Consider the following 19,651-nt stretch of genomic DNA (forward strand, 5'->3'; position numbering starts at 1 on the left):
CGACTGCCGCTACTTGCCGCTGGAGATGCGTGAGAGCAGAGCCGTGAAGACCCGTCCGAGTGCCGCGTCCCGCATGGCGCGCTTGTGGACGGTGAAGCTCCACCTGCCGCGTGTGTCCCGCTTCACGACGACTTCGGTCTGCAGGAGTACGACGACGAGCACGGTGACCGAGAGGGCGAGCGGTTCGATGCGGTGCATCGGCGAGCTCGCGTACTCGACGGCCTCGCCGACGGTGCGGGCCAGGTCGTCGTGCTGGGCGGCCGCGTACTCCAGCACGGCGCGCGCCAACTCTCCGTCAGTGGCTTCCGGTTGATCCGGGTCCGCGTACGCCGCCAAGTCCCCGGAATCCAGGTCCCCCGCGGCCAGGGCCTCCTTCAACCCGCCGTCGCTCCAGGCGTGTCGTCTCGCCTCCGGAAGCAGGCCACGCTCCTCCACCAACGCGATGAGCGCCCGGACGGCGGCTTCGTCGGAGAGCGCCCGGATCCGCTGCTCCAACTGCTCCAACTGGCCTCGACTCGGCATCCCCCAATTCTGGCCCGCTCGGCGGCCGTTCGGGGGCGATACCGTGATCTGCGCGAGGCGGGCCCGCACAGCCCGGCGGGCTGCTACGGGCCGGCCCGGCCGCTACGCCCCCAGCGCCTCCCGCACAGCCCCCGCGAGCCCGGACAGGGCCGCGTCGAGCTGCGCCCCCGGCACTCCCCCGCCCTGCGCCACCTCGTCCGAGCCGCCGCCCCGCCCGCCGAGGAGCCGCTTGACGAGGGCCGACGCGGACAGGCCCGCCGTGCGCCCGGACTCGTTCACGGCCACGACCAGGACCGGCTTGTCGCCGGTGAGGGTCACGACGGCCACGCCCGGCCGCCCGGCGGACAGCCGTCCTCGTACGTCGAGGGCCAGCGTCCTGGCGGCGCCCGCGTCGCCGTCCGTGGTGGCGGTGACCACGCTCGCGCCCGCCACGTCGACGGCCCGGTCGGCCAGTTCGGCCGCGCGGGCGGCGAGGGCGGACTGGCGCAGCCGCTGGTTCTCGCGGTCGGCCGTCTTCAGCCGGTCGAGCAACTGGGCGATGCGGTCGGGCAGTTCGGCGCGCGGCGCCTGCACCTGTTCGGCGATGCGGGCCACCAGGTCGCGCTCGCGGGCCAGATGGCCGAAGCCCTCGATGCCGACCGCGGCCTCCAGGCGCCGCATGCCCGCGCCGACCGACGACTCGGCGGTCAGCGCGACGACGCCGACCTGCGCGGCGTGCTCGACATGCGTGCCGCCGCACAGCTCGCGCGACCAGGCGCCGCCGATCTCGACGACCCGCACCTGCTCGCCGTACGTCTCGTCGAACAGCGCGAGCGCGCCGATCTCCTTGGCCTCGGGCAGCGGCATCCAGCGCACGTGGACCGGCAGGTCGCGGCGCAGGGCGCGGTTCGCGGCCTCCTCGACCTCGCTGCGGACGGTGGCGGAGAGACCGCCGCGCCAGGGGAAGTCCAGGCGGAGGTAGCCGGGGCGGTTGTAGGAGCCCGCCTGCAGGGCGGTGGGGCCGAGGATCTCGCGCAGGGCGGCGTGCAGGACGTGGGTGCCGGAGTGGGCCTGGCGCGCGCCGAGCCGCCACTCGGGGTCGACGGCGGCGTGCACGGCGTCCCCGACGGCCAGGTCTCCGGCCGTGACGCGGACCTGGTGGACCACGAGACCGGGCAGCGGGCGCTGCACGTCGAGCACGTCCGCCTCCACCGAGGCGCCGGAGAGCCCTCCTGCGTCGCTGTCCTGTCCGCCGGACTCGGCGTAGAACGGCGTGCGGTCCAGGACGACGCCGACGATGTCGCCCGCGCGGGCCACGGACACCGGCCCGGAAGGAGCGACGAGGGCCAGCACACGCGAGTCGGTGGTGAGGGTGTCCCAGGCGCGCCAGTCGGTCGGGCCGTGCTCGTCGAGGACGGCCCGCAGCGCCGAAGTGTCCACCGCCCCGCCGGACTTGCGGGCGCGGGCGTCCGCGCGGGCCCGCTCGCGCTGCTCGCGCATGAGCGCCGTGAAGCCCTCGCGGTCGACCTCGACGCCCTGCTCCGCGGCCATCTCCAGGGTGAGGTCGACGGGGAAGCCGTACGTGTCGTGCAGCAGGAAGGCCTGCGCGCCGGACAGTTGGCGCCCGCCGTCGGCCTTGACCTTCGTGACGGCGGTGTCCAGGACGGTCGTGCCCTGCTTGAGGGTGGCCCGGAAGGCGTCCTCCTCGCCCGCGGCCTGGTCGACGACGCGGTCGTACGCCTCCTCGACCTCGGGGTAGCTCGGCGCCATGCAGGTCCGGGCGACGGCGAGGAGTTCGGTCAACGACGGGTCCTCGTGGCCGAGTTGGCGCATCGAGCGGACCGCGCGGCGCAGGATCCGGCGCAGCACGTAGCCGCGGCCCTCGTTGCCGGGGGCGGTGCCGTCCGCGAGGAGCATCAGGGCGGTGCGGACGTGGTCGGCGACGACGCGCAGGTGCACGTCGGCGGCGGGGTCGGCGCCGTAGCGGACGTCGGCGAGTTCGGCGGCGCGGTCGAGGACTGGCCGGGTCTCGTCGATCTCGTACAGATTGTCCACAGCTTGCAGCAGGGTGGCCATGCGCTCCAGGCCCATGCCGGTGTCGATGTTGCGGCGCGGGAGTTCGCCGAGGATCGGGAAGCCGGTCTTGCCGCTGCCCTCGCCGCGCTCGTACTGCATGAAGACGAGGTTCCAGAACTCCATGAACCGGTCCTCGTCGGCCTCCGGGCCGCCCTCGCGGCCGAAGCGCGGGCCCCGGTCGTAGTACAGCTCGGAGGAGGGGCCGCTCGGGCCCGGTACGCCCATGTGCCAGAAGTTGTCCTCGTCGCCGCGCGCCACGATCCGCTCGTCGGGGAGGCCGGAGACGCGCCGCCACAGGCCGCGGGCCTCGGTGTCGGAGTGGTGCACGGTGACCCAGATCCTCGCCGGGTCCAGGCCGTAGCCGCCGTCCGCGACGGAGCGGGTGCTCAGGTCCCAGGCGTAGGCGATGGCCTCTTCCTTGAAGTAGTCCCCGAAGGAGAAGTTGCCGTTCATCTGGAAGAAGGAGCCGTGCCGGGTGGTGCGGCCGACCTCCTCGATGTCCAGGGTGCGCACGCACTTCTGCACGCTGGTGGCCCGCTGCCAGGGCGCCTTGACCTCACCGGTCAGGTACGACTTGAACGGCACCATGCCCGCGTTGACGAACAGCAGCGTCGGGTCGGGCGTGGGCAGCGGGGCGCTGGGCACGACGGTGTGGCCGCGCTCGGCGAAGAAGTCCAGGAAGCGGGTGCGGATGTCGGCGGTGCGCAAGGGGTGCTCCGGGCGGGGGTTCAAAGGGGCTACGGGACTGCGGGGCTGCGGGGTGCGAGGCTGCGGGAACTGCGGGGGCTACAGGGGCGGGACGGTGGCCGTGCGTGCCGGGTGGTGGGGGCCGAGGAAGACGGCGGTGGCGTACCCCTGCGGCGCGGGGTGGGTGGCCTGCCGCCAGCCGAGCCGCTCGTAGAAGCGGACGGTGGCGTCGGCCTGCGTGGAGGTGAGCAGCCAGCTGCGGCCGTCGGGCGCGTCGCGGGTGACCGCTTCGAGGAGCGTACGGCCGAGGCCGAGGCCGTGCGCGCCGGGCATGACGGCGAGTTCGTCGACCTCCAGGCCTCCGCACAGCCACGCGGCCGTGCGCTCGGGGCCGAGGGCGGCGGTGACCCGTGGGTAGGAGCGGCTGCCGGGCAGCGGCGTGGCGGAGGTCCAGGCGGTGGCGAAGCCGAGCACCTTCTCACCGTCGAGCGCCACTGCGCCCGTGAACCCGGGCCGGCGCACGTCGTCGGTGAGGCGGGCCAGGTAGACGTCCGCCTCGCCGGGGTCCGCGTTCCAGGGCGGTTCGGCGAAGGCGGCGGCGTAGACCGCGCGTATGCCGTCGCGGTGGGCGAGCAGGCCGGGGCCCGGCAGGCGGTGGACGACGGCGGCCATCAGGCGGCCCTCGCGACGGTGGCCGTGGGGTGCAGCGCGGCGTACTCCAGTGGCGCCGAGGGGTCGATCGACACGTCCAGGGGCGCGGGCTCGGCGCCCGCGCGCACCAGCAGGTCCCCGACGGCGGCGATCATCGCGCCGTTGTCGGTGCACAGGCCCAGCGGGGGCACACGCAGGGTGATCCCGGCGGCTCGGCAGCGCTCCTCGGCGAGGGCCCGCACGCGGGAGTTGGCGGCGACGCCGCCGACCACGACGAGCGTGTTCACTCCGTGCGCGGCGCAGGCGGCGACGGCCTTGCGGGTGAGGACGTCGGCGATGGCCTCCTGGAGCGCGGCGGCGCCGTCGGCCACCGGCAGGGCGCCGTCGCCGTTCGCGTGCCGCTCGGCCCAGCGGGCGGCGGCGGTCTTCAGGCCGGAGAAGGAGAAGGCGTACGGGTCGTCGCCAGGGCCGGTCAGGGGGCGCGGGAAGGCCACGGCGTCCGCCGAACCGTCGCGCGCCGCGCGGTCGACGGCAGGGCCGCCGGGGTAGGGCAGCCCGAAGACGCGGGCCACCTTGTCGAAGCACTCGCCCGCCGCGTCGTCCAGGGTGTCGCCGAGATGCGTGATCGGATCGCGCGCCAGATCACGCACGAGCAGCAGCGAGGTGTGCCCGCCGGACACGATCAGAACGACACACGGGTCGGGCAGCGGGCCGTGCTCCAGGGTGTCGGCGGCGACGTGCCCGGCGAGGTGGTGCACTCCGTACAGCGGTACGTCCAGGGCGTAGGCCAGGCCCTTCGCCCCGGCGAGGCCGACCTGGAGGGCGCCGGACAGGCCGGGCCCCGTCGTCACGGCTACCGCGCCGATGTCGCCGAGCCGCAGGCCCGCCCGGTCCAGGGCACCGCGGACGACCGGGTTCAGGGCGTGCACGTGCGCGCGGGCGGCGATCTCGGGGACGACGCCGCCGAACCGGGCGTGCTCGTCCATGCTCGACGCGACCGCGTGCCCGAGCAGCCGTCCGTCGCGGACCAGGCCCGCGCCCGTCTCGTCGCAGGACGACTCGATTCCGAGCACGATCCGAGGGGCGGCCATGACTGTTCTCCCGACGCCGTTTCGATTTTGCGCTTTCTTTCCGCGCCTACCGCCTAGCCATATTAGTTGCAACCAATGTGCAATAAGCCTGAGCCGTTCGGCCCCGTCCTCCCCTCCCCCGCCGGCCCCGGGACGCACCTCCCCCTCGATCACGAGGTCGGGCACCAAGGTGCCGCTGTTCCCGGCGACGGCGAGGCGGCGGCCGAACGGTGGCACGGCGTGCTGATGATCAGCCCCGTCCCCGCGAGCGTGGGCGACACCAAGAAGAAGGTGACCGGGCCGAGCTCCTGAACCCAGGTCCGCACCGGTCCGTCAAGAGTGACGGATGACGAGTTGAGCCGCCGTGCCGTGCTCCCCGACGGCCCAGCACCCCGCTCCGGGCTGACAGTTGACTCCCAGCAGGCGGGCGCGGTCGAACAGCGTCCAGGACCTTCCGCTGTCGGTACTCACATCGCTGCCGTTGGGACCGACCGCGACCGCGATGTGCCCCCCGCCGGGAACCCAGGCCACGCTGTTGCGGAACCCGCCGGGCGCGTCACCGAGCGACCAGGACGCGCCGCCGTCGGCGGTGGAGGCGGCCGCACCCGAATCGATCCCACTGTCCGGGGCGAAATCTCCACCGACCGCCAGACCGTGCCGGGGGTCCCGGAAGGACAGCGAGGCGATGCTCGCCGTCCCGCCGGGGATCGGGGTGTCGGCGGCACTCCATGTCCTGCCGCCGTCAGCGGTACGGAACACCTGAGGGTTGTGGCCGGTTCCGCCACTGGTGCCGGTCGTGCCGAACCAGGCGTGGCGCCGGTCGTGCGCGACCATGCACGTGCCGGTCGCCAAGGCACCGTCGTCGGGTGTCGCGGCAGGCATTCCGTCGGCCGGTGCCGGGCGCCACGTCCAGCCGCCGTCCTCAGTGGCCAGGATGGCGAACTTGCCGCCGACGGGGTCGCTGACCGCGAGGCCGTGGCGGTCGTCGAAGAACGCCATGCAGTCGTAGAAGGCGTTCGGCACCGAGTTGCGGAACACCAGTTGCCAGGTGGCCCCGCCGTCCGCGGTGCGATAGATCCGCGAGGGTTCGTCACCTCTGGGAAGCGTCAGGACGAGGGCGTGATCACGGTCGAACGCCTCGACGTCCCGGAACTTGTCGGCCACCCCACCCGGCGGGGTGACGTTCTGCCAGGAACGTCCGCCGTCCACCGTCCGCACCACGGCCCCGTCGTTGGTGGCACCTCGGAATCCGCCACCGACAGCCCACACCACCTCCCGGTCCACCACGTCGAGCGTGATCAGCGTGTTGCTTGTGGCGGTCGGCATGAAGCGCCAGGACGGCACGTCGGCCTGTCGAGCCGCCGGAACCGACTCGGCGGTCACCCCAGGAGCAATCAGGGCAACCGCGAGTCCGAGCACCACGAGTATCCGGGTCGCGATCCCACGAACACCAAGTCGCATTCCAAGAAGACTGGTTCGCCACAGCGGAATCGGCCATCCCCGTAACAGGCCATTTCTCAGCGGCGAGTTGGGGGCACCTCGGCGGCCAGGTCGCCCGGGGCTTGGGCGGTCCCCCACGGTGTGCCCCGCTCTCGCTCAGAGACCGGCCGCGTGGTCGGGAACATACGTCTGCAGCTCACGCGGTGGCCGCACGTAACCGGTCGACGGCGGGCGCGGCGGCAGCTCCAGTACCGGGGGCGGCACGTCGTGATAGGGCAGGGACCCCAGCAGATGGGCGATCATGTTCAGCCGGGCCCGGCGTTTGTCGTCGCTCTCCACGACGTACCACGGCGCCTGCACGGTGTCGGTGTGCACCAGCATGTCGTCCTTGGCCCGCGAGTACGCCTCCCACCGGGCGACCGACTCCAGGTCCATCGGCGACAGCTTCCACCGCCGCACGGGATCCTCAAGGCGCCGCCGGAACCGCTCCTGCTGCACCTCGTCGCTCACCGAGAACCAGTACTTGCGCAGCAGGATCCCCTCCTCCACCAGCATCCGCTCGAAGATCGGGCACTGGCGCAGGAACAGCTGGTACTCCTGCGTCGTACAGAAGCCCATCACGTGCTCGACGCCGGCGCGGTTGTACCAGCTCCGGTCGAACAGCGCGATTTCGCCAGCCGCTGGCAAGTGCGCGATGTAGCGCTGGAAGTACCACTGGGTGCGTTCACGCTCAGTGGGCTTGGGGAGGGCCACGATCCGGGCCACCCGGGGGTTGAGATGCTCCGCGACCCGCTTCACGGTGCCACCCTTGCCCGCCGCGTCCCGCCCCTCGAACACCACGACGAGCCGGGCGCCCTCCGCACGCACCCACTCCTGCAGCTTCACCAGCTCCGTCTGCAGCCGCAGCAGCTCCCGCTCGTAGACCCCTCGCGGCAGTGACGCGCGGCGCGCCTTCTTTCCGGCCATGCCTGCTCCCTTATTGAGCGAGGAACGCCGGGTTCAGTCCGGCAGCCCGTCCAGTGTCCGCTCCACCAGCTCCCGCGCGTACGCCGCGGACAGGCCCTCCGGGCGGAACAGGATGCGGTACATGATCGGCGCGACGACGTGGTCCATGACAGCGTCGCGCGCCGGAGCCCCGCCCGCACCGTTCTCGCCGCGCTCGCGGGCGCGGTCGAGGACGAGGTCGACCTGGGCTGCGGCGTAGGCGGAGCACTGGCCCGCGTTGCCGCCGTCCGGGTCGCCGAGGAGGGCGTCGCGGATGTAGGCGCGGCCCGCGGTGGAGGACATCTCGTCGAGGAACTGCTCCGCCCAGGCCGTCAGGTCGGCGCGCAGGCCGCCGTGGTCCGCCGGTTCCGTGTCGGGGCGCAGCCGCTCCACGGCGACGTCCGACAGGAGTTCCTGGAGGTCGCCCCAGCGCCGGTAGATCGTCGACGGGGTGACCCCGGCCCTGGCCGCGACCAGCGGAACGGTCAGGGCCGCGCGACCCTGCTCGGCCTCCAGTTCGCGCACGGCGGCGTGCACGGACGCCTGCACGCGGGCACTGCGGCCGCCGGGGCGAGCCATGGGCTTGGGGCTCATGTCGGACACCTTAACGCTAAGTTCTAGCTTCTACGGTGGGCGCGGGGGCGGGGCTCCCGGGGGCCGTCGGAGGTGTCGGCGCCCCAACGGTGCCCGCGCCCGGGGCGAGGCGTCCCGCGTCCGCCCGCGTCTCCTCGTACGCCCGTCCCACCCGCAGCACCGTCCGCTCCCCCAGTGGGTGCCCGATGAGCTGCATGCCGATGGGCAGCCCGGCCCGGTCCTGCCCGACGGGCACGGTCAGGGCGGGCACGCCGGTGATGTTGGCGGGCGCGGACAGCCGCACATAGCTGTCGGACACGCTCTCCACGCTCCCGTCGGCCCACTCCACGGACTGCTGTCCCGTCGGCGCGGCGGTCAGCGGCACGGTGGGGGCGGCGACCACGTCGACGGCGTCCAGCATCCGCGCCCAGGCGCGCCGCATCAGGGTCCTGGCGCGCTGGGCGCGCAAGTAGTCACCGGCGAGGAGCAGTTCGCCCGCTTCGAGGAGTACGCGTACGTCGGGGGCGTACAGCTCGGGCGTCGCCCGGAGAGTCCGTTCGTGGTACGAAGTGGCCTCGGGGACCATCACTCCCCACTGGACCGCCTGGACGTAGCGGGTCAACGGGATCTCGACGTCGACGAGTTCGGCCCCCAGGTCACGCAGCCGATCGATGGCGGTCCGTACGGCGGACTCGACGTCGGGGGTGACGCGGTCGAAGTAGTAGTTCCGCGGGACGCCGACGCGCAGGCCGGTCAAGTCGCCGTCGTGGTGCAGGAGATGGCTCTGGCCGGGCAGGTCACTGCCGGTCAGGGCGTCCAGTACGAGGGCCGCGTCCTCGACCGTGCGGGTGACCGGGCCGATGTGGTCGAGGGACCACGACAGCGAGGTCACGCCGTGGCGGGGCACCAGGTCGTACGTCGGCTTGAGTCCGACGACGCCGTTGAGGGCTGCGGGGACCCGGATGGAGCCGCCGGTGTCGGTGCCGAGCGCGAAGGTGGCCGCACCGGCCGCGACGGCGACCGCCGAGCCGCCGCTGGAGCCGCCCGCGACGCGCTCGGCGTCCCAGGCGTTCCGTGTCTGCGGGGTGGTCAGGCCGTAGGCGAACTCGTGGGTGTGGGTCTTGCCGAGCAGCACCGCGCCCGCGTCGGCGAGGCGGGTGGCGACGGTGCTGTCCGCGTCCGCGATGTGGTCGACCCGGACGGCCGAACTGGCCGTCGTGGGCTGCCCCTTGACGTCTATGAGATCCTTGAGCCCCATGGGGATGCCGTGCAGCGGGCCTCGCAGGCCGTCCGCCGCGATCTCGTGCGCGGCCCGCGTGGCTGCCGCGCGCGCCTCGTCGGCCCGCACGGTCACGAACGCGTGCAGTCCGTCTTCGACGGCTTCGGCTCGCTCCAGCACGGAGTCGGTGAGTTCGACGGGCGACAGCTCCCCGGCGCGGATCGCGGCCGCCGCGGCGGCGAGGGTCAGCTCATACGGCCGCATCGCGCACCTCCGGACCCACGGCGTGGGCGGACGCGGGCGGCACATCGCCGAAGTCCAGCTCGCGCAGGGTGGCGACGACGGCCTGGATGTGGTTCGCGGTGACGGTCACGGCGTCCAGGCGGTCGCCCTCCAGGGGGAGTCCGGCGCGGCGGGCCCACTGGGCCGCCTCGTGCGGGGCGAGATCTTCGGGAGCTTCGGGTGGCATGGGCGGATCCCTTCCAGGGCGACAGCAAAAGCTAACTGTTTGCGTTAGATGACGGTAACGCCTATCGTCGCTTAACGCAAAGGGATTGCTTTTACTCGAACCGGCGCCTCCAGCCGTCACCTCCAGCAGGCACGACGGCAGGGCCCGGTGACCCCCGAAAGGACCCCCATGACCCCGACGGCCTGGCACCTCGGCGGCATCACCGCCCACCGCGTCGACGAAGTGCCGCTCCCGCCCGAGACGGGGCCCTGGCTGCTGCCCGATGCCACCCCGGACGTCGTCACCGGCACGCCCTGGCTGCACCCCGACTTCGCCGACGCCTCGGGCACGCTCCGCCTCAGCAGCCACAGCTTCGCGATCACCGTCGGCGGCCGACGCGTCCTCGTCGACACGGGCATCGGCAACGGCAAGCAGCGCGCCAACCCGGCCTGGCACGACCTGGACACCGACTACCTGGACCGGCTCACCCGGGCCGGATTCCCGCCCGAGGCCGTCGACCTGGTGGTCCTCACGCACCTGCACGCCGACCACGTCGGCTGGAACACCCGTACGGAAGGCGGGAGTTGGGTGCCCACCTTCCCCAACGCCCGCTATCTCACCACCCGCACGGAGTGGGACCACTGGGCGGCCGCGGACATGGAGGCACCCCGGCGCCAGATGTTCCGCGACTCCGTCCACCCCGTCCGGGACGCGGGCCTGCTCGACCTGGTGGACACCTCGGCCGGACCGGCCGAAGTCGCGCCTGGCGTACGACTGTTGCCCGCCCCCGGCCACACCCCGGGCCAGGTGGCCGTCGAACTGCGCGGCGACGACCGCACCGCCCTGATCACCGGCGACGCCGTCCACCACCCGGTCCAGCTCGCCCGGCCCGGCATCGGATCCTGCGTGGACATCGACCCCGCCCTCGCGGAGCGCACCCGCCGCGACCTGCTCGCCTCGGTGGCGGACACCGACACCCTGCTGCTCGGCAGCCACTTCGCGACACCGACGGCGGGCCACGCCCTCACCGAGGAGAACTCCGCGTTCCGCTTCAACTCCGCATTGGCCCAGACCTATTGACGAAAGGTCTATACCTACTTACCGTCTGCCGCATCACATCCCATCCGTAGCAAGGCCTCCCCGAGGGAGCACGCCATGATCGGTCGGACGGTACGTCTGTTGGGAGCGGCCCTCGCGCTGGCCTGTGCGGCGCAGTTGCCGGCCGCCGCGGCGCAGAACGCGCCGGACGCGCCCCGCGCGCCGAGTGCGCCGAGTGCACCCAGCGCGGACACCTGCGCGGTGAAGTCGAAGCCCGCGGGCAAGGTGCTCCAGGGGTACTGGGAGAACTGGGACGGCGCGTCCAACGGCGTGCATCCGCCGTTCGGCTGGACGCCGATCACCGATTCCCGTATCCGCCAGCACGGCTACAACGTGATCAACGCGGCCTTCCCCGTGATCCGTTCCGACGGGACCGTCCTGTGGGAGGACGGCATGGACTCCACGGTGAAGGTCGCCACACCCGCCGAGATGTGCCAGGCCAAGGCGGACGGCGCCACGATCCTGATGTCCATCGGCGGCGCGACGGCCGGCATCGACCTGAGCTCCAGCGCCGTCGCCGACCGTTTCGTCGAGACCGTCGTGCCGATCCTGAAGAAGTACAACTTCGACGGGATCGACATCGACATCGAGACGGGCCTCGTCGGCAGCGGCAACATCAACCAGCTGTCGCCGTCCCAGTCCAACCTCATCCGCATCATCGACGGCGTGCTCGCCAGGATGCCCGCCGACTTCGGTCTGACGATGGCCCCGGAGACGGCGTACGTCACCGGCGGCAGTGTCGTGTACGGCTCGATCTGGGGCGCGTACCTGCCGATCATCAAGAAGTACGCGGACAACGGCCGGCTGTGGTGGCTGAACATGCAGTACTACAACGGCAGCATGTACGGCTGCTCCGGTGACTCCTACTCCGCGGGCACCGTGCAGGGCTTCACCGCGCAGACGGACTGCCTCAACAAGGGCCTGGTCATCCAGGGCACGACCATCAAGGTCCCCTACGACAAGCAGGTGCCCGGTCTGCCGGCCCAGCCCGGCGCGGGCGGCGGCCACATGTCGCCCGGCCTGGTGTCGCAGGCCTGGCGCAACTACAACGGCGCGCTCAAGGGCCTGATGACCTGGTCGATCAACTGGGACGGCTCGAAGGGGTGGACGTTCGGGGACAACGTGAAGGCGCTGCAGGGCCGCTGAACCGGCTCCGCGTCAAGGACGCGTCATGACTGCGCCCTCCGGCGTCAGGCCCGCGCCAACGACGGCCGTGCGCGGGCGTGCCGGGGCGTGTCCTGGTGACTCGAGTGCCGCGGGGAAGGCCGCGCGGCCGGGCGCGAGGTGGGTCAGCGATGGGTGATGCCGAGGAACGGACGCGGGCGCGGCGGCCGGGAGATCGGCGGGTCGTGGTCGGCGTGAGCGGATCGCTGGGCAGCCTCACCGCCCTGCACCGGGGAGCCGACGAGGCCCGCCGCACCGACGCCGTGCTCGTGGCCGTGCTCGCCTGGGTGCCGCCCGGGGGCGAACTCGCCCACCGGCGCGCCGCGTTCCCGCCGCCGGAGGACTCGCTGCGCCGCGCGGCTGCCGAGCGGCTGCTCGGCGCCGTCGACGACGCCTTCGGCCCCGATGGGCCCGGCGTCCCGTGGGAGGGCTACGTCGTGCGCGGCACGCCCGGCCCCGCCCTGGTCGACAGCGCCGACCGGGCCGGGGACGTGCTGGTCATCGGCGCGGGGCGGCGCGGCGGCGTACGTCATGTGCTGTTCCCGAACGTGGTGCGGTACTGCGTCGCGCACGCCTGCTGCCCCGTCCTCGCCGTGCCGCCCTCACCGCTCCAGGACGAGCTGGCGGCCGCGCACCGCCGCCTCGGCCGGTGGCGGGCCCTGGACGCCCGCGACCTGACGGACGGCCGGACCTGAGACGCCCCGGGGCCGGACCGGCCCCAGGGGCGCGGCAACCCCCCGCACGCCCCCTCACCGTCAGCGTTGCGTTACGGCGGCGGCTCTCGGCGTCAAGCACACGTAAGCGCCGTGGCCGGGCCCCGGACCAGCGGGCATACGGTCACCGACAGCACGCACGGCCACCCGGCCGGGCGGCGCACGTCACTTCTGCGAGGAGCACCACGATGTCTCCAGTCGAGCATTGCGAAGATCCGGAGCCTTCCGAACCCGTCCCGGCCGGATCCCTCCGCGTTCTTCACGTACCGGTCCGGTCGGGAACGGCGGGCTGTGCGGCCCGGTTCTTCCGCACCCCGCTGGGCGGCCGCACGGCCGTCGGCTTCACCTCCTTGGAACAGCTCGTCGCGACGCTGGGCGCGGACCACCCGTGGATCACGCTCGCCGAGCCCGCACTGCGCGCCCTCGCCGCGCCCCTGGGGATCACGACCGTCACCGTCGACCCCCAGCTGACCGCCCCCTGGGTCACCGAACGCCGTACGCGGACCGGGAACTGGCACGTCCAGCCCCAGCCGTCCGAGCCGTCGGCCGCTCTCGACCCGCTGATCGGCTGAGGAGACGTCATGACTGTTTCCGTAGCGTCCACCTCGGCCGTCGTGCCCTCCGCGGCCACCGAGCCGACGGCACCCGTCACCGCGGCGACGCCCGCCGACCGCGACGGCCTCTCCGTGTGGCCCCGCTCGGCGCGCCCCGCCGACGACGCCGACGTGCTGGTCGGCGGGGTCTCCCTCGCGGAGGCCGCCGACCGCTTCGGCACCCCCGTCTACGTACTCGACGAGTCGGAGGTCCGCGAGCGCTGCCGCGCCTACCGGACCGCCTTCCCCGAGGCCGACGTCGTCTACGCCGCGAAGGCGTTCCTGTGCCGCGCCATGGTGCGCTGGGTGCAGGAGGAGGGCCTGGGCCTGGACGTGTGCTCGGCCGGTGAGCTGGAGCTCGCCGTCGCCACCGGGTTCCCGCCCGAGAAGATCGTGATGCACGGCAACGCCAAGAGCCCCGAGGACCTGGAGACCGCCGTACGCCTCGGCGTCGGCCGCATCGTCGTCGACAGCACCTCGGAGATCGGCCGCCTGGCCGCGATCGTGCCCATGGGCTCGCGCCGGCGGGTCATGGTGCGGGTGGTGCCCGGCATCGCGGCGGGCGGCCACACCAAGGTGCGGACCGGCACCGAGGACCAGAAGTTCGGCCTGTCGATCACCGACGGCTCGGCGCAGCACGCGATCACCCGCGTCCTGGACCAGCCGCGGCTCGAACTGGTCGGCCTGCACTGCCACATCGGCTCGCAGATCACCGCCGTCAAGCCGTACGTCGCCGCGGTGCGCCGCATGATCGGCCTGCTGGCCCGGGTCCGCGACCACCACGGCCTGGAACTGCCCCAGTTGAACATCGGCGGCGGCCACGGCATCGCCTACCGGCCCGGTGAGGACACCCTCAACGTGTCGGTACTCGCGGGCCGCGTGCGCGCCGAGCTGGAGGACGGCTGCGCACGGGCGAAGCTGAACGTGCCCCGCCTCACGCTGGAGCCGGGCCGCGCGGTCGTGGGTCCCGCCGGAGTTGTCGTCTACCGGGTGCTCTCGGTCAAGCAGACCGGCTCGCACACCTTCGTGGCCGTCGACGGCGGCATGAGCGACAACCCGCGGCCCGCGCTGTACGGGGTGCGCTACTCGCCCCGTCTGATCGGCCGGCACTCGGTGGCGCCGCCCGCGCTCGTCACCGTGGTGGGCCGGCACTGCGAGGCCGGTGACGTCCTCGCGGACGAGGTGCCGCTGCCCGGCGACGTACGGCCCGGTGACCTGCTCGCCGTGCCCGCGGCCGGCGCGTACCACCTGTCGATGGCCTCCGGCTACAACCTGGTCGGACGGCCGCCCGTGGTCGCCGCGGCGAACGGCGTGGCGCGCACCCTCGTGCGCCGCGAGTCGCTCGACGACATGAACCGCAGGGACATCGGCCTGTAGCCGACGCCCCCGCGGTCCCTCCCCACCCGCTCCTCCGCCGTGCTCCCTCCGGCGGAGGAGCTGCCACCTGCCCGAACCACGAGGTCTCCTCCATGTCCGTGGAAAACGTCATCGGCCTGATCGTGGCCGTCGCGCTGCTCGCCTACCTCGTGTGGGCCCTCATCAAGCCGGAGAGTTTCTGATGTCCGCCCCGGTCCAGGTACGGCCCGCTCCCCCGGCGGCCGCCCCGCCCGACGAGCCCGGCCGCGCGCGCCGCATCGGCGCCGGCATGCTCGACCCGACGCAGCTGTGGCGCGCGCTCCCGCAGGCGCTGCGGAAGCTGAATCCGGTGGCGCTGGTGCGCAATCCGGTCATGTTCGTGACCGAGATCGGCGCCGCCCTCACCACGGGCATCGCGATCACCGACCCCTCGGGCTTCGGCTGGCTGATCACCGCGTGGCTGTGGCTGACGGTGATCTTCGCCAACCTCGCGGAGGCCGTGGCAGAGAGCCGCGGCAAGGCGCAGGCCGACTCGCTGCGCCGCACCCGGCAGCAGACCACGGCCCGCCGCCTCGCGGGCTGGGAGCCCGGCGCCGCGCCGGACGCGTACGTCGAGGAGTCCGTGGCCGCCGGGGAGCTGCGGCGCGGCGACATCGTCGTCGTGCCCGCGGGCGAGCTGATCCCCGGTGACGGCGATGTGATCGAGGGCGCGGCGAGCGTCGACGAGTCCGCGATCACGGGTGAATCGGCGCCGGTGATCCGGGAGTCGGGCGGCGACCGCAGCGCGGTCACCGGCGGCACCCGGGTGCTCTCCGACCGCCTGGTCGTGCGGGTCACCCAGGAGCCGGGGGAGAGCTTCCTGGACCGGATGATCTCCCTGGTCGAGGGCGCGGGGCGGCAGAAGACCCCCAACGAGCTCGCCCTCAACCTGCTGTTGGTGATGCTGACCTTCGTCTTCCTCGTCGCGGTGGTCACCCTGCAGCCGATGGCGATCTTCTCCAAGGAGGCCATGGGCGCCGCCCACGACACCGCGGCGCTCACCGCGGACGGCGTCACGGGCATCGTCCTCGTCTCGCTCCTGGTCTGCCTGATCCCGACGACGATCGGCGCGCTGCTCTCCGCCATCGGCATCGCGGGCATGGACCGGCTCGTACAGCGCAACGTCCTCGCCATGTCCGGCAGGGCAGTCGAGGCCGCCGGTGACGTGAACACGCTGCTGCTCGACAAGACGGGCACCATCACCTACGGCAACCGGCGCGCGAGCGCCTTCCTGCCGGTCGGGTCGGTGACCGCCGACCGGCTCGCGCAGGCCGCGCTCCTCTCCAGCCTCGCCGACGAGACGCCCGAGGGCCGCTCGATCGTGGAGTACGCCAACACCGCGCACCACTCGGTGGTCGAGGAGACCCGGGACGCGAAGGGCGCCGAGTGGGTGCCGTTCTCCGCGACGACCCGCATGTCCGGCGTTGACCTGCCGTCGGGCCGGCGCCTCCGCAAGGGCGCGGCGTCCGCGGTGGCGCAGTGGGTGCGCGAGCAGGGTGGCGAGGTCCCCGAGGCGCTCGACGCGGCCGTGGACCAGGTGTCCGCGTCCGGCGGCACGCCGCTGGCCGTGGCCGAGCTGACGCCCGGGGGCAGCGCCGACATGCTCGGCGTGGTGCACCTGAAGGACGTCGTCAAGCCGGGCCTGCGGGAACGCTTCGACGAGCTGCGCACCATGGGCATCCGCACGGTGATGATCACGGGCGACAACCCGGTGACCGCCAAGGCGATCGCCGACGAGGCGGGGGTCGACGACTTCCTCGCCGAGGCGACCCCCGAGGACAAGCTCGCGCTGATCAAGAAGGAGCAGGAGGGCGGCAAGCTCGTCGCGATGACCGGCGACGGCACCAACGACGCCCCCGCCCTCGCGCAGGCGGACGTCGGCGTGGCCATGAACACCGGCACGTCGGCCGCCAAGGAGGCCGGCAACATGGTCGACCTCGACTCCGACCCCACGAAGATCATCGAAATCGTGGAGATCGGCAAGCAACTCCTCATCACCCGCGGCGCCCTGACCACGTTCTCCATCGCCAACGACATCGCGAAGTACTTCGCGATCCTGCCCGCGATGTTCGCCGCCGTGTACCCGGGGCTCGGCCGCCTCAACATCATGGATCTGCACTCGCCGCTGTCCGCGATCCTCTCGGCGGTCATCTTCAACGCCCTGGTCATCGTGGCGCTGATCCCGCTCGCGCTGCGCGGTGTGCGCTACCGGCCGTCGTCGGCCTCGGCGCTGCTCACCCGCAATCTGTGGATCTACGGCCTCGGCGGCGTCGTCGTGCCGTTCCTCGCCATCAAGTTCATCGACTTCGCCCTCGTCCAGTTCCTTCCTGGAGTCTGACCGTGAACCACCGACTTCCGCCCTGGCTGGCCCAGAACACCGTCGCCATCCGCGTCGTGCTCCTGTTGACCCTGCTGGTGGGCCTCGCCTATCCGCTGGTGATGACGGCCGCCGCCCAGGTCCCCGGGCTCAGGGGCAAGGCCGAGGGCTCCAGGGTCACGGGCGCCGACGGCAAGGACGCCGGCAGCTCGCTGATCGGCCAGTCCTTCACCGACTCCAAGGGCAAGCCCATCAAGAAGTACTTCCAGTCCCGGCCCTCCAACGCCGGTACGGGCTACGACGGCGCGGCCTCCGCCGCCGGCAACCAGGGCCCCGAGTCCGTCGTCGACGCCAAGGACAAGCCGAGCCTGCTCACGCTGGTGTGCGGGCGCAGCAAGGCCGTCGGCGATCTCGAGGGCGTGGACGGCGCACGGCGGTTCTGCACGCCCGACGGCGTCGGCGCGGTCCTCGGCGTCTTCCGCGAGGACGGCACCACCGGCCGCGTCACGAGGGTCGTGAGCCTCAACCAGGCCTGCCCGGCGAAGCCGTTCGTGGCCACGTACAAGGGCGTCGACGTCGAGTGCGCGAAGTCCGGCGCGGACTACGGCCGCGCGAACACGGTTCCGGTGCGCGGCGACGGTCCCGCGAACCCGAAGGTGCCCGCGGACGCCGTCACCGCGAGCGCCAGCGGCCTCGACCCGCACATCAGCCCCGCGTACGCGAAGTTGCAGACCGCGCGGGTCGCGCGGGAGCGGAACGCCGACGAGAGCGCCGTACGGAAGCTGATCTCGAAGTACACCACCGGCCGCTCGCTCGGCGTGCTCGGTGAGCCCGGCGTGAACGTCGTGCTGCTCAACATCGCGCTCGACCGCGAACACCCCGCCCCCAAGTCCTCCTCCTCGAAGCCGTCGCAGGCCTCGAAGTCCTCTCAGCAGGGAGCCTGACCATGGCGGCCTGGATCCAGGCATCGCTCGTCCTCGCCGTGGTCGTGGGTCTGCACGTCCCGCTCGGCGACTACATGGCCCGCGTCCTCGACGGGGGCAGGCACTGGCGCGCGGAGAAGGCGGTCTACCGCGTCTGCGGCATCGCTCCCGACAAGGAGCAGAGCTGGCGGCACTACCTCACCGCGCTGCTCGCCTTCACCGTCATGAGCATCGCGGCGCTGTTCGCGCTGTTCTCGCTCCAGGACAAGCTGCCCTGGTCGACGGGGCACGAGGGCATGCCGTGGCGGCTCGCGCTGCACACGGCGGTGTCCTTCACCACCAACACCAGCTGGCAGAACTACGCGGGCGAGTCGACGACCGGGCACCTCGCCGTGATGGCGGGCCTCGGCGTGCAGGCCTTCGCGTCGGCGGCGGTCGGCATCTGTGTCGCGCTCGTCCTCATCCGCGGCCTGACGCGCCGCTCCACCGAGGACCTCGGCAACTTCTGGGTCGACCTGCTGCGTACGATCTTCCGCGTCCTGGTCCCGATCGCGGTGGTCGGCGGCCTGATCCTGATGGCGGGCGGGGTGATCCAGAGCCTCGGCGGCGGGCACACCGTCGACACGGTCGCGGGCGCCAAGCAGACGCTGCTCGACGGTCCTGTGGCGTCGTGGGAGCCGGTGAAGCTGTTCTCCGGCGACGGCGGCGGCGTGTTCAACGCCTCCAGCGCGCACCCCTTCGAGAACCCGACGGCGTGGACGAACGCCTTCGAGATCGTGCTGATGCTCCTCGTCCCGATGGCGTGCATCCGCATGTTCGGCCGGCTGATCGGCAGCCTGAAGCAGAGCTGGACGCTGCTCACCGTCGTGGGCATCCTGTTCGGGCTGCTGCTCGCGGCCGGTTCCTTCGCGCAGTCCGCGCACACCGGCACGGTGACCGAGGCGATCGGCGGCCCGCACGAGGGCACGGAGACCCGCATCGGCGTGCCCGGTTCCACGCTGTTCGGCGTGGCGGCGACGGGCTCCGCGGACGGCGCGGCGAACTCCGCGTACGACAGCTTCTCCAGCCTGGGCGGCGGGGTGCTGCTGTCCGCGATGATGCTCGGTGAGGTCGCCCCCGGTGGCACCGGCAGCGGCCTCTACGGCCTGATCGTCGTGGTCCTCGTGGCCGTGTTCGTCGGCGGTCTGATGGTGGGCCGCACGCCCGAGTACCTGCGCAAGCGCATCGGGTACGCGGAGATGCGCTGGGTCGTGAGCTACGCGCTGATCCCGCCCACGGTGATCCTCGTCTGCACGGGCTTCGCGCTGGCCACCGGCAACGGGCAGTCCTCCATGGGCAACCCGGGCGCGCACGGGCTCACGGAGCTGATCTACGCGTACACCAGCAACACCAACAGCAACGGCAGTTCGATGGCGGGCTTCAACGGCGCCACCGACTTCCACAACCAGCTGATGGTGTGCGCGATGCTCGCGGGCCGCTATCTGCCGATGGCCTGTGTGCTCGCCCTGGCGGGCCGGCTCGCGAAACAGCAGCCGGGCGTGGTCACGGTCGGCACGCTGCGCGCCCAGGGACCGAACTTCGTGGTCCTGGCCACGGCGGCGTCCGTGATCCTCGCGCTGCTGAACTTCCTGCCCGCCCTCTCGCTGGGAGCGGTGGCCGACGGGCTGCTGTAGCGAGGGCGATGGTGTGCCGCCGCCCCCGTCCGGGCGGCGGCACACGTGTGTTCTCCCTGGCGCGGGGCACGCTGCGTACGCCCCGTGGCCGCCCCCGGTCCGCCGGTCGAGCCACTCCCCGGCGCG

At 72.7% G+C, this 19,651-nt stretch carries 19 protein-coding genes; 10 read left to right on the forward strand and 9 right to left on the reverse strand.

Annotated features, from left to right (window positions below; genetic code table 11):
- Positions 1-9 precede the first annotated feature (9 nt).
- The 4 genes from IEY91_RS23205 to tsaD all read right to left on the reverse strand — a co-directional run bounded on the left by IEY91_RS23205 (position 10) and on the right by tsaD (position 5,006).
- Positions 10-522: a hypothetical protein gene (locus tag IEY91_RS23205; protein WP_189175520.1), complete on the reverse strand. Its 513-nt coding sequence runs from the start codon at positions 520-522 to the stop codon at positions 10-12.
- A 102-nt stretch (positions 523-624) separates the two neighbouring features.
- Complete coding sequence (gene alaS, locus IEY91_RS23210) at positions 625-3,285, reverse strand: alanine--tRNA ligase (RefSeq protein WP_189175521.1); 2,661 nt, start codon at positions 3,283-3,285, stop codon at positions 625-627.
- A 78-nt stretch (positions 3,286-3,363) separates the two neighbouring features.
- A complete protein-coding gene (locus IEY91_RS23215; RefSeq protein ID WP_189175522.1) occupies positions 3,364-3,936 on the reverse strand; it encodes a GNAT family N-acetyltransferase in 573 nt (190 codons plus the stop codon).
- A complete protein-coding gene (tsaD, locus tag IEY91_RS23220; protein ID WP_189175523.1) occupies positions 3,936-5,006 on the reverse strand; it encodes a tRNA (adenosine(37)-N6)-threonylcarbamoyltransferase complex transferase subunit TsaD in 1,071 nt (356 codons plus the stop codon). Before tsaD ends, IEY91_RS23215 begins: the two co-directional genes overlap by 1 nt.
- Positions 5,007-5,081: 75 nt before the next feature.
- On the opposite strand from tsaD, the gene IEY91_RS23225 reads away from it, so the two are divergent.
- Positions 5,082-5,297, forward strand: a complete 216-nt coding sequence (locus IEY91_RS23225; protein WP_164317336.1) for a hypothetical protein — start codon at positions 5,082-5,084, stop codon at positions 5,295-5,297.
- A 21-nt stretch (positions 5,298-5,318) separates the two neighbouring features.
- Here IEY91_RS23225 and IEY91_RS23230 read toward each other — a convergent pair whose 3' ends face one another.
- From IEY91_RS23230 to IEY91_RS23250, 5 genes are all read right to left on the reverse strand, one after another.
- Complete coding sequence (locus tag IEY91_RS23230) at positions 5,319-6,446, reverse strand: WD40/YVTN/BNR-like repeat-containing protein (protein ID WP_164317338.1); 1,128 nt, start codon at positions 6,444-6,446, stop codon at positions 5,319-5,321.
- A 135-nt stretch (positions 6,447-6,581) separates the two neighbouring features.
- Complete coding sequence (ppk2, locus tag IEY91_RS23235) at positions 6,582-7,391, reverse strand: polyphosphate kinase 2 (protein WP_164317340.1); 810 nt, start codon at positions 7,389-7,391, stop codon at positions 6,582-6,584.
- 33 nt (positions 7,392-7,424) lie between these two features.
- Positions 7,425-8,003 carry a TetR/AcrR family transcriptional regulator gene (locus IEY91_RS23240; protein ID WP_164317342.1) on the reverse strand — a complete coding sequence of 193 codons (579 nt, stop codon included), beginning with the start codon at positions 8,001-8,003 and terminating at the stop codon, positions 7,425-7,427.
- Between the two features lie 16 nt (positions 8,004-8,019).
- Positions 8,020-9,465, reverse strand: coding sequence for an amidase (locus tag IEY91_RS23245; protein WP_189175525.1), 1,446 nt, complete (start codon positions 9,463-9,465; stop codon positions 8,020-8,022).
- Positions 9,452-9,670 (reverse strand): hypothetical protein, encoded by a 219-nt coding sequence (locus IEY91_RS23250; RefSeq protein WP_189175526.1) that lies wholly within the window; start codon positions 9,668-9,670, stop codon positions 9,452-9,454. The genes IEY91_RS23245 and IEY91_RS23250 overlap by 14 nt, the downstream gene beginning before the upstream one ends.
- Before the next feature lie 168 nt (positions 9,671-9,838).
- Between IEY91_RS23250 and IEY91_RS23255 the strand changes: the two genes are divergently transcribed.
- The 9 genes from IEY91_RS23255 to kdpA all read left to right on the forward strand — a co-directional run bounded on the left by IEY91_RS23255 (position 9,839) and on the right by kdpA (position 19,525).
- A complete protein-coding gene (locus IEY91_RS23255) occupies positions 9,839-10,729 on the forward strand; it encodes an MBL fold metallo-hydrolase (protein WP_189175527.1) in 891 nt (296 codons plus the stop codon).
- Positions 10,730-10,804: 75 nt separating this feature from the next.
- Complete coding sequence (locus tag IEY91_RS23260; protein WP_189175528.1) at positions 10,805-11,893, forward strand: chitinase; 1,089 nt, start codon at positions 10,805-10,807, stop codon at positions 11,891-11,893.
- A gap of 149 nt (positions 11,894-12,042) precedes the next feature.
- Positions 12,043-12,606, forward strand: coding sequence for a universal stress protein (locus IEY91_RS23265; protein WP_189175529.1), 564 nt, complete (start codon positions 12,043-12,045; stop codon positions 12,604-12,606).
- A 206-nt stretch (positions 12,607-12,812) separates the two neighbouring features.
- A complete protein-coding gene (locus IEY91_RS23270; protein WP_189175530.1) occupies positions 12,813-13,196 on the forward strand; it encodes an SAV_915 family protein in 384 nt (127 codons plus the stop codon).
- 9 nt (positions 13,197-13,205) lie between these two features.
- Positions 13,206-14,594 (forward strand): diaminopimelate decarboxylase, encoded by a 1,389-nt coding sequence (gene lysA, locus IEY91_RS23275; RefSeq protein WP_189175531.1) that lies wholly within the window; start codon positions 13,206-13,208, stop codon positions 14,592-14,594.
- A 92-nt stretch (positions 14,595-14,686) separates the two neighbouring features.
- Positions 14,687-14,776, forward strand: a complete 90-nt coding sequence (gene kdpF, locus IEY91_RS23280) for a K(+)-transporting ATPase subunit F (RefSeq protein ID WP_164317358.1) — start codon at positions 14,687-14,689, stop codon at positions 14,774-14,776.
- Complete coding sequence (gene kdpB / locus IEY91_RS23285) at positions 14,776-16,950, forward strand: potassium-transporting ATPase subunit KdpB (protein WP_189175532.1); 2,175 nt, start codon at positions 14,776-14,778, stop codon at positions 16,948-16,950. Before kdpF ends, kdpB begins: the two co-directional genes overlap by 1 nt.
- Positions 16,951-16,952: 2 nt before the next feature.
- The gene (locus IEY91_RS23290) at positions 16,953-17,873 is read left to right on the forward strand and encodes a potassium-transporting ATPase subunit C (protein ID WP_189175533.1); all 921 of its coding nucleotides are present in this window, start codon (positions 16,953-16,955) and stop codon (positions 17,871-17,873) included.
- A gap of 2 nt (positions 17,874-17,875) precedes the next feature.
- A complete protein-coding gene (gene kdpA / locus IEY91_RS23295; protein WP_189175534.1) occupies positions 17,876-19,525 on the forward strand; it encodes a potassium-transporting ATPase subunit KdpA in 1,650 nt (549 codons plus the stop codon).
- Positions 19,526-19,651: the final 126 nt, after the last annotated feature.

Source organism: Streptomyces lasiicapitis (assembly GCF_014646335.1).
GTDB classification, from domain to species: domain Bacteria; phylum Actinomycetota; class Actinomycetes; order Streptomycetales; family Streptomycetaceae; genus Streptomyces; species Streptomyces lasiicapitis.

What these genes read in the sequence shown, in the direction of transcription:
- kdpA (WP_189175534.1), top strand. Translation starts at nt 17,876, where the DNA reads ATGGCGGCCTGGATCCAGGCATCGCTCGTCCTCGCCGTGGTCGTGGGT.
- IEY91_RS23245 (WP_189175525.1), bottom strand. Translation starts at nt 9,465, where the DNA reads ATGCGGCCGTATGAGCTGACCCTCGCCGCCGCGGCGGCCGCGATCCGC.
- IEY91_RS23240 (WP_164317342.1), bottom strand. Translation starts at nt 8,003, where the DNA reads ATGAGCCCCAAGCCCATGGCTCGCCCCGGCGGCCGCAGTGCCCGCGTG.
- IEY91_RS23260 (WP_189175528.1), top strand. Translation starts at nt 10,805, where the DNA reads ATGATCGGTCGGACGGTACGTCTGTTGGGAGCGGCCCTCGCGCTGGCC.
- IEY91_RS23205 (WP_189175520.1), bottom strand. Translation starts at nt 522, where the DNA reads ATGCCGAGTCGAGGCCAGTTGGAGCAGTTGGAGCAGCGGATCCGGGCG.
- IEY91_RS23270 (WP_189175530.1), top strand. Translation starts at nt 12,813, where the DNA reads ATGTCTCCAGTCGAGCATTGCGAAGATCCGGAGCCTTCCGAACCCGTC.
- IEY91_RS23225 (WP_164317336.1), top strand. Translation starts at nt 5,082, where the DNA reads ATGTGCAATAAGCCTGAGCCGTTCGGCCCCGTCCTCCCCTCCCCCGCC.
- ppk2 (WP_164317340.1), bottom strand. Translation starts at nt 7,391, where the DNA reads ATGGCCGGAAAGAAGGCGCGCCGCGCGTCACTGCCGCGAGGGGTCTAC.
- tsaD (WP_189175523.1), bottom strand. Translation starts at nt 5,006, where the DNA reads ATGGCCGCCCCTCGGATCGTGCTCGGAATCGAGTCGTCCTGCGACGAG.
- kdpF (WP_164317358.1), top strand. Translation starts at nt 14,687, where the DNA reads ATGTCCGTGGAAAACGTCATCGGCCTGATCGTGGCCGTCGCGCTGCTC.
- lysA (WP_189175531.1), top strand. Translation starts at nt 13,206, where the DNA reads ATGACTGTTTCCGTAGCGTCCACCTCGGCCGTCGTGCCCTCCGCGGCC.
- IEY91_RS23255 (WP_189175527.1), top strand. Translation starts at nt 9,839, where the DNA reads ATGACCCCGACGGCCTGGCACCTCGGCGGCATCACCGCCCACCGCGTC.
- IEY91_RS23250 (WP_189175526.1), bottom strand. Translation starts at nt 9,670, where the DNA reads ATGCCACCCGAAGCTCCCGAAGATCTCGCCCCGCACGAGGCGGCCCAG.
- IEY91_RS23230 (WP_164317338.1), bottom strand. Translation starts at nt 6,446, where the DNA reads ATGCGACTTGGTGTTCGTGGGATCGCGACCCGGATACTCGTGGTGCTC.
- IEY91_RS23265 (WP_189175529.1), top strand. Translation starts at nt 12,043, where the DNA reads ATGGGTGATGCCGAGGAACGGACGCGGGCGCGGCGGCCGGGAGATCGG.
- IEY91_RS23215 (WP_189175522.1), bottom strand. Translation starts at nt 3,936, where the DNA reads ATGGCCGCCGTCGTCCACCGCCTGCCGGGCCCCGGCCTGCTCGCCCAC.
- kdpB (WP_189175532.1), top strand. Translation starts at nt 14,776, where the DNA reads ATGTCCGCCCCGGTCCAGGTACGGCCCGCTCCCCCGGCGGCCGCCCCG.